The sequence below is a fragment of the Streptomyces sp. NPDC033229 genome (assembly GCF_055576875.1).
Map to the genome: position 1 here is coordinate 1 of NZ_JBVIQR010000100.1, position 7,989 is coordinate 7,989.

At 66.4% G+C, this 7,989-nt stretch carries 13 protein-coding genes; 8 read left to right on the plus strand and 5 right to left on the minus strand.

From position 1 onward, the window contains the following. Both ACZ53N_RS35370 and ACZ53N_RS35375 read right to left on the minus strand, forming a co-directional pair. The coding region (locus tag ACZ53N_RS35370) for an IS3 family transposase (protein ID WP_469144852.1) at positions 1-283 on the minus strand (283 nt) is incomplete at its 3' end. A gap of 26 nt (positions 284-309) precedes the next feature. Further along, positions 310-600 (minus strand): transposase, encoded by a 291-nt coding sequence (locus ACZ53N_RS35375; RefSeq protein ID WP_469144853.1) that lies wholly within the window; start codon positions 598-600, stop codon positions 310-312. 90 nt (positions 601-690) lie between these two features. Here ACZ53N_RS35375 and ACZ53N_RS35380 point away from each other — a divergent pair, with 90 nt between their 5' ends. From ACZ53N_RS35380 to ACZ53N_RS35400, 5 genes are all read left to right on the plus strand, one after another. Continuing rightward, on the plus strand, positions 691-1,155 hold the full coding sequence (locus ACZ53N_RS35380) for an MMPL family transporter (RefSeq protein WP_469144854.1): 465 nt from the start codon (positions 691-693) through the stop codon (positions 1,153-1,155). 139 nt (positions 1,156-1,294) lie between these two features. Continuing rightward, positions 1,295-2,494 carry a hypothetical protein gene (locus tag ACZ53N_RS35385; protein WP_469144855.1) on the plus strand — a complete coding sequence of 400 codons (1,200 nt, stop codon included), beginning with the start codon at positions 1,295-1,297 and terminating at the stop codon, positions 2,492-2,494. Positions 2,495-2,567: 73 nt separating this feature from the next. Continuing rightward, on the plus strand, positions 2,568-3,362 hold the full coding sequence (locus ACZ53N_RS35390) for a peptidoglycan-binding protein (RefSeq protein ID WP_469144856.1): 795 nt from the start codon (positions 2,568-2,570) through the stop codon (positions 3,360-3,362). A 30-nt stretch (positions 3,363-3,392) separates the two neighbouring features. Next, complete coding sequence (locus tag ACZ53N_RS35395; RefSeq protein WP_469144857.1) at positions 3,393-3,653, plus strand: hypothetical protein; 261 nt, start codon at positions 3,393-3,395, stop codon at positions 3,651-3,653. Further along, positions 3,650-3,913 carry a hypothetical protein gene (locus ACZ53N_RS35400; protein ID WP_469144858.1) on the plus strand — a complete coding sequence of 88 codons (264 nt, stop codon included), beginning with the start codon at positions 3,650-3,652 and terminating at the stop codon, positions 3,911-3,913. The genes ACZ53N_RS35395 and ACZ53N_RS35400 overlap by 4 nt, the downstream gene beginning before the upstream one ends. Before the next feature lie 116 nt (positions 3,914-4,029). On the opposite strand, the gene ACZ53N_RS35405 is transcribed toward ACZ53N_RS35400, so the two are convergent. Genes ACZ53N_RS35405 through ACZ53N_RS35415 form a run of 3 tightly spaced genes read right to left on the minus strand, consistent with a single transcriptional unit; the run spans position 4,030 to position 5,127 of the window. Next, positions 4,030-4,410: a hypothetical protein gene (locus ACZ53N_RS35405; RefSeq protein WP_469144859.1), complete on the minus strand. Its 381-nt coding sequence runs from the start codon at positions 4,408-4,410 to the stop codon at positions 4,030-4,032. Further along, positions 4,397-4,660 (minus strand): hypothetical protein, encoded by a 264-nt coding sequence (locus ACZ53N_RS35410; RefSeq protein WP_469144860.1) that lies wholly within the window; start codon positions 4,658-4,660, stop codon positions 4,397-4,399. The genes ACZ53N_RS35405 and ACZ53N_RS35410 overlap by 14 nt, the downstream gene beginning before the upstream one ends. Then, entirely contained in the window at positions 4,657-5,127 is a 471-nt protein-coding gene (locus ACZ53N_RS35415) for an ATP-binding protein (protein ID WP_469144861.1), read from the minus strand. Before ACZ53N_RS35415 ends, ACZ53N_RS35410 begins: the two co-directional genes overlap by 4 nt. A gap of 287 nt (positions 5,128-5,414) precedes the next feature. Between ACZ53N_RS35415 and ACZ53N_RS35420 the strand changes: the two genes are divergently transcribed. From ACZ53N_RS35420 to ACZ53N_RS35430, 3 genes are all read left to right on the plus strand, one after another. Continuing rightward, positions 5,415-6,233 carry a helix-turn-helix domain-containing protein gene (locus ACZ53N_RS35420; RefSeq protein ID WP_469144862.1) on the plus strand — a complete coding sequence of 273 codons (819 nt, stop codon included), beginning with the start codon at positions 5,415-5,417 and terminating at the stop codon, positions 6,231-6,233. Between the two features lie 10 nt (positions 6,234-6,243). Continuing rightward, a complete protein-coding gene (locus tag ACZ53N_RS35425) occupies positions 6,244-6,447 on the plus strand; it encodes a DUF397 domain-containing protein (protein WP_469144863.1) in 204 nt (67 codons plus the stop codon). Between the two features lie 858 nt (positions 6,448-7,305). Beyond that, on the plus strand, positions 7,306-7,908 hold the full coding sequence (locus ACZ53N_RS35430; protein ID WP_469144864.1) for a radical SAM protein: 603 nt from the start codon (positions 7,306-7,308) through the stop codon (positions 7,906-7,908). Positions 7,909-7,989: the final 81 nt, after the last annotated feature.

Sequence of the window (7,989 nt, forward strand, 5' to 3'; positions counted from 1 at the left end):
TCGGCTGGCAGGGCTCAAGGCTCAGTTCGCGCATGAGCCGGCGGATCAGCTCCAGGCCCGCGGTGCGGCCCCAGCGGTGCAGCTGGGCGTGGATGCGCCGGTAGCCGTAGGTGCTGTCGGCATCCTCGAATGCCTTACGGATGAGCAGCTTCAATTCCTCGCGCCGCTGGGCCGTCGCGGATTCCGGACGGTCACGCCAGTTGTAGTAGCCGGATTTGGACACGTCGAGGTGATCACACATGAACTCGACGCTGTACGCGTACTCCACCGTGTCGAGCCGCATCTCATCGATGAACTCGTACTTACTTGCTACCGGGGATCCTTCGCGAAGTACGCCGCGCATTTCTTCAGTAAGGCGTTCTCCATCTCGACTTCGCGAATGCGGCCTTCGAGTTCCTTGAGGCGGGCCCGCTCACTCAACGTCAGTTCTGCATCGGCAGCTCGCTCGTGCTGTTTCTGATACTTCTTCACCCAGCCTCGGAGGGTCTCCGGATTCAGCTCAAGCTCACGAGCTGTATCGGAAATGGTCTTGCTGGACCGGAGCGCGATTTGCGCGGCTTCCTCGCGGAACTCCGGTGAATACTTACTGGGTGGCGCCACTTCGACTTCCTCGTTTCCTGTTCAGGGCAACCCTATTGGGTCCCTGTCCGGGAACTTCGAGGCCCCTCAGGAGCCGCCTTCGGCGCACTGGTGTGGATCTTCCAGGACGGGCACCTGCTGTGGCTGGTCGGGGGAGCCCGCACCGGATACATCGACGTGGCACAACCCGTGATCATGCTGCTGCTGTTGATCGCCCTCTCGATGGACTACGAGTTCTTCCTGCTCTCGCGCATCCGCGAGCAGTACGACATCTCCCGCGACAACACCACCGCGGTCGCGCTCGGACTACAACGGTCCGCGCCAGTCATCACCGCAGCCGCCTTGGTCGTCCTGGTGGTCAGTGCAATCTTCGCCAGCAGCGGCGTCATGACTGTCAAACAGTTGTGCGTCGGTATCTTCATCGCCATCGCCGTGGACGCCACCCTAATCCAGGCGTTGCTCGTCCCGGCCGTCATGCGGCTGCTCGGCCAGGCCAACTGGTGGCTGCCCTCCGCGGGTGGCAGCACCCCGAGCGGCACAAAACCCTCCGCGGAACTGACCGCACACCGAATGTAGTTGCGTGCCATCGAACGCAACTACATACCCTGCTGCCCGGCAGCGTCATGTTCGTTGTCCTGTGACAGTCGATCTTCCTTTTTGTCACTGCATCTTGCTCGAGCTCGGCTTGTCGCCCCTACGGTTTACTCGATGGGGGGTGACCGGTGAGCTGCTGCTCCCCGCGAAGTACTCGCGCGTCGACCTCGCCGACATCGCCCCCACCGATCCCAGCCGACCGAATTACATCCCGGTCGAGGGCCCGCGCGGTGAACGAGGCGAGCGCGGTGCGTCCGCTTACGAGGTCGCCGTCACCGCCGGATTCAGCGGCACGCCGGCCGACTGGCTCGCCTCCCTGATCGGACCGCGCGGAGCCACCGGCCCCAAGGGCGATCAGGGGCCCGTCGGCCCCGCCGGACCGCCCGGCGTCGTCCAGTCGGTCAACGGCATCTCCACCGCCGCGATCACCCTCACGGCCGCGCAGGTCGGCGCCGTGCCCGCCACCGCGGCGGGAGTGGCCGGGGGTGTGGCGACCCTCGGTGCCGACGGCCGGGTGCCCGCCGCCCAGCTCCCGCCGTCCTCCGGTGCGGTGCAGTCGGTGAACGAGCGGACCGGTGTCGTTGTCCTGGGTGCCGCGGATGTCGGCGCGGCACCAGCGGCTCACACCCACACCGCAGCGCAGGTCGGCGCCATCCCCACCACTGCCCGGGGTGCGGCGGGCGGTGTGGCCTCGCTCGACGGGTCCGGGAAGATCCCTGCGACGCAGCTCCCGGTCGCTGCTCCGGCGCTGCCCGGTGGCTGGCTGCCCGACGACTTCGGGCTGCGGTCATGGGCCTATGACCTGTCCGCCGGTTCCCGTACGCCGGGCGACATGCCCTCGGAGGCCGGGCGCCTGTACCTCGTCGGCGTCCCCCTCCGGGCCGCGGCGACGATCACCAAGGTGCTCATTCACGTCATGGGCTACGACAAGCCCAATACCGGAGTGACGGCCGCGTACTTCGGCATCTACGACCAGGGGCTGCGACGCGTTGCCGCCACCGCCAACGCAGTCGGGTCGATCCCTGAGACCCACAACATCGGCGGGCAGACAGCGACGTTCACGCTGTCCTCGCCCGCGAGCCTCAGCTCGGGCAGTTACTACGTCGCGATATTGATCAAGGGCGCCGGGAGCGCCGTGCCCTACCTCGCCGCGACGAATTGGACCGGGACGGCCACCACTTCGGGTGCAAAGGCAGCAGATGCAGTCGGCGTCTACCGGTGGCTACAGACCTCTTCCACCAGCCTGACCAGCCTGCCCGCCACGCTCACGCTCGGCGACATGGCAGAGGCGAATACCTGCTATTGGGCCGCAATCGGCTAACGCCCCGAGAACCCTTCCCACCAGTCCGCCCGGAACCCCGGCGGGCTTTTTCTACGCCCAGGAGAGATCAGACGTGGTTTGGTACCCCAACGCCAAGCGAATGGAAGTCCAGCCCGAGGGTGACGACCAGCCCGCCATTCGCCCAACACAGTTCATCCTCCATAGCATTGCCGCCCCGTGGACGCCCCGCCGGACGTACGAGTACTGGCGCGACTCGACCTACCTCGAATCGCACTTCGGTATCGGGTACGACGGCAGCATCGCGCAGTACATAGGGACGCAGACGCGCGCCGACGCGAATTACCGAGCCAACCATCGGCCCGACGGGACCGGGGCGATCAGCGCCGAGACCGCGTCCGACGACGAGGCCACCGATCCGTGGACCGATCAGCAGGTCGCCACCATCATCCAGCTTGGTGCATGGCTGCACCGGGAGCACGGCATCCCGCTGCGCATCTGCCGCTCGGCCGCCGACCCGGGTTACGGCTACCACCGCTTGCACGCCGCATGGAGCGACGGCGGTACGGACTGCCCCGGCGACAAGAGGGTCGCGCAGTTCTACGACGTCATTTTCCCCGGCATCGTGAAGGCCGCCGGCGGGACGCCCGCCCCTGCCCCGCAGTACGAGCCGTACCCCGGCGAGAAGTGGCTGAAGAGCTACCCCACGTCGCCGATCATCACCGCGATGGGCGAGCGCCTCGTCGAAGAGGGCTGCGACCCCTACGCGGTCGGCCCCGGGCCCGAGATGACCGATAGCGACGTCGAGGCGTGCCGCCTGTTCCAGATCAAGTTGGGCGACGACGCGGAGCACTGCGACGGCTGGCTCGGCCCCCTCCAGTGGGCCGCCCTGAAGGTCCCCAAGGTCTGACCCACACCCCACCACCGGAAGGAACCCCGTATGACCGATGCCACCCGCCGCACGATCCGTACCGTCGTACAGACCGCTGTCGCCCTCGCCGTCCTGCTGCCCGCGATCATCGACGCCGCCGGCATCCCTGCCGCTCTGCCGTGGGTCGCCGCCGCGCTCGCCGTCGCCGGCGGCCTCTCCCGCGTCATGGCCCTGCCCGGCGTGCAGGCGCTCATGCCCTCTTGGCTGCGCACCGCTCACCCCGACGACGAGCTGCGCGCCCTCGACCGGAACCGGGACGGTACCCGGTGAGCACTCCCCCGCCGCCCGACCCGACGTCGGTCGCGCTCGAACTCGAACGCCTGCACCGTAGCGTCGAGGTCGGATTCGCCCGCCTCGACGGGCAGCTCGCCCTACTCGTGCAGCGCAGCGACCAGACCGACGGCCGACTCGTCGACCTCGACGCCCGCGTCGACGACCTCGAACGGGCCCGGTGGCCCCTGCCCAGCCTCGCCGCCCTGGTCGCGCTCGCTGCATTCGCCCTCTCCCTATGGCAGACGACTACCGGCTGACACACAGATGCGCCCCCGCACCGGCCATGCGCCGGTGCGGGGGCGTTCTCTGTCGTTGTAGAACTGGACGGGCAGAACCCCCGTCGGCCGATCCCCGACGGGGGTTCTACTGGGGATCACCGGGCGGGTACGCGTCTGTTCGGTACCGGCGCGGGATGCTTCCCCTTCTCCCTGCCCGCCGTCGCGATTCGGCAGGCAGGGAAGCGTAGGTGACGCAAGAAGTCCGAGCGTCTGATCTGCCGGGCGTGCCGGCGGTGTTTTCGGGCGCGGGCCGCGAGTTCCTTCTCTTCCTCAGCCGAGGCGATCACGATCACCGAAACCGGTGTGGAGTAGCACCGGCATTGAAAGCGGTACCCGGGGCTGTCTACCGGGGGCGGGGTGAAGGCGAGGTGGGGGTTCGGTAGCCGCCACCACAGCAGGAACAAGGTGAAGCCGAGCAGTGACACCGCCATGATCACGGCGCCGATCGCGACGGCCCCAGGCTCAACGGCGAGCATGCGCAGACCTCCAACTGCCCCGGGCCGGCGCGCGACGCACGAGGGCTCTTAATCGGCGAACGATTCGGGTAGTGCGGTGTTCGGCCGGGAACACGGCCAGTCCGACATAGGACGCGAGCTCGTAGGCGAGATCCTGAGCCACCTCGGGCTTCAGCTCCACGAGCACGGTCGTGTCGAAGTGGATCCACAACCGGCGGTGCGCGAGTCGTCGGCCGTAGCGGCTCACGGTCACGCGCGTGGGCTTGATCACCGAATCACCGCACTGGAGGCGCGCAGCTCGAACCAGATCCTTTTGGACTCCCGGCGGTTGCTCCCGTCCCGCGTCCACTGCACGCCCGTCGCGTACGACAGCTTGCGGAGCAGGACGAGCCCGCGCTCGGGCTCGCTCAACGTACGCACGTCACGGTGACGACGCCCCGTGCTGGAGCCGTCGCCCACCTTGACGATCACGCGCTCGGGGCGCACGGACATGTCGACGGTGATCACGCCCTCGTAGACGCGGGGAAGCATGTTCGTCACCGCGTCGGACACGCAGACGCGAGCTGTGTCGACCAAGGTCGGGTGCTCGGTGGCCGTCAGTATCGCCCGTACGAACTCACGGGCCACCCGTACCGAGCGCGCGGAGGCCGGCGCGGTGAGTCGGTAGGTACGGGCCGACACGTAGTCGTACGGGGCGCTGCGGTTGGTGCGGGGACTGCTGAGCGTGGCTGTACTCATGGGTCGTCTCCCATCGGTCGTAGCCGCGCACCTCACGTCGTCCGTGGCTCGGCCGCCCCCCGGAGCGCCCGTCAACAGGCGTGCAGGCGGCTGCACTTCGGGTCTTCCCGGCGTGCTGCGCGGTGCTGCCAGGACCATAGGGGACACAGGTGGGACGGTGCAACAGTGGTACGGCGGGCGCACCATGAAGGTGTGGACCGTGGCACAGTGGGGCGGCACACTCGTAGCGACGAGGAGAGGGAGGGGCAATGCCGCCGAGGAGTTACCCGACCGCAAGGCAGAAGCGGTTGGGCGCCGAACTGCGGAAACTCCGCGAAAAGGCAGGCATGTCCGGCAGCCAAGTCGGCGCCTTCCTGGGTGGCGAACGCGCCCAGGTCAGCCACCTGGAATCCGGCCGGTACGGGATCAGCGCGGAGAGAGTCCGCCGACTCGCCTCTTTCTATTCCACAACGGACAAACACCTAATCGATGCACTCGCCAGCATGGCGGAAGAACGTAGCAAGGGTTGGTGGGAGGAGTATCGGGGAATACTGTCGCCGGGATTCCTCGACCTGTCGGAGCTTGAGCACCACGCAAAGTATCTGCGCACAGTGCAGATGCTGCACGTGCCCGGCATCCTGCAAACGGCGGAATACGCACGCGAAGTGATGTGCAACAGCGTCTCGTCACTTCCCTCTCTGCCCGCAGCAGAGCTGAAGGCGCGAGTCGAGCACCGACTGAGGCGCCGAGAGATCTTCGATCGGCCCGCACCACCGAGCTTTGAGGCGTTCATTCACGAGGCGGCACTGCGCATGCGGTACTGCGAGCCCGAGATCATGCAGGCGCAGCTCGATTTCCTCAGTGACTTGTCGCAGTTCCCCACAGTTACGGTACGAGTAATCCCGTTCGATGTGCAGATTACTCCGTCGGTTCACTCTCTTCTGTACGCCGGTGGGCCGATTCCGCAATTGGACACGGTACAGATCGATAGCGCGTTCAAGGCCGGATTCGTAGACGCAGAGTCTCAGCTTTCGCGATATCGAGCGATGCTGGATTCAGTGACATCACTGGCGCTTGATGTCGACGAGTCGCGCAAGTTTATCCGACACGTGGCAAAGGGAATGTGAGCAAGTAGCCATGGCAGGCGAAATAAAGTGGCAAAAGTCCTCGTTCTCGGGGGGCGATACCGATCAGGACTGCGTCGAGCTGGCAGCGGTCGACGACGAGGTGATCCTGATCAGGGAGAGTGACGAACCCGATCAGATCGTAAGGACCAGCCGCACAAAGCTCCGCGCGTTCGTGCTGGGCGTCAAGGCCGGCGAGTTTGACCACCTGATCTAGTGGCGCAACATCCCGAAAGCCTCTCATCTTCGCTGGTGAGGGGCTTTTGGCATATGCCGGTCCAACATAGGGACGTCCCACCATTGCACCTAGCGGCGCAACGGCGCTACGTTCTCCCCCTGCACCGACTCAGGGCGGATAGGCAGGCAAGACCGCGCCCGAATGTCGGCGTAACTCCCCCTGCCACTTTGGACGGTCGCGGCGGGAGTCCCCCGAGCTCCCTCCCCTCTCCCGCTCCAGGGCGGGGAGGGAGCGCCCTCCACGCGCTAGGGAGATCACAGGCCGGATGACACGGGAATCGGATCGGCTCATGTCGCACCGCCGACGCCTCTTCGGGCACGGGTTCATCACCAATGAGCTGGGTCACCCGCTTATGGTCACCCGCCCCAATGGGGAACTTGAGCTACCTGGCGGGGAATCGATCGGAGATGAACCCGCAGTTCGCCCCGTCGGCTACCACCTGCGCCGCCTCGGATTGGCGAACCGCCCCGGCCGAATCCTCTTGGTTGACCACTTGGAAGCCACCCCTTTGGGTGCCAGCGGAGATAGCTTCAATTTCGTATTCCACTGCGGCGCGTTGCCTCCAACAGAGGCCGAGTCGATCAATCATCAGAAGTTGCCCGCAGACGTCATGAAGGTGGAGTTCATCGACCCGCGGTGGTGGCACCCGAACATGACGGCGTACCACCGCCGTTGTCTCGATATCGCCGTCGACGTAGTCGCCAACAACAATGGGTGCCCCTACCTTCGGAACGGGCTACGGGTCAATCACCTGTCCGACCACCACACCCCGGCGCCCCCTCGCCGGCCCTGCTGAACAGCGCGCACACAGGTTCCACACCGACCCCCGGAGGACCCGTGCACGAAGTCATCGCAAGTCCCCAGGAAGACCGGTTTGTCGTCGTCCGCCCCGGAGCCCGGGGCGGCATGCAGATTCCCAGCGCCATGCACCGCGAGCTCGCCGATGCCGCCGACGCTTGCCTGCCGGTCCCCTCCTGGCTCGCCGACGCCGCCGACACGGCATGGGGGGTCAGCCTCGCTGGACGTCGATGCGACCGAGCCGTGCTCGTCCGCCCCGTCACCCGCGTGAGGTACAGCCGAGCCACATGGGAGATCAACCAGGGCTGTAACTACAACTGCGAAATGTGCTACCTCGCACAACGGCAGTTCGAGGGGTTACCCCTCGGCCAGAAGTTCCGACTCCTGGCCCTGCTCCGCGACACCGGAGTGCTGCGGCTCCAGATCACCGGCGGCGAACCCCTCATCGACCCCCATTTTCGCGCCACCTACCAGCACGCTTACAGCATGGGCATGTTGATCGACATCCTTACCAACGGGTCGCGGCTGCACCAGCACCTCGACCTCTTGTCGACCATGCCACCGAACCGCGTGACCGTCTCGCTCTACGGAGCGACCGCCCCCGTGTTCGATTCACTCACCCGCACTAAGCTTGTCTTTTAACCACTCGGACGGATGTGAAGTCGGGGGTGGCCCCGCCAGCTCCCCGCCAACCCGTCACCTCGGGGGTGCAGCGTCGTTCAC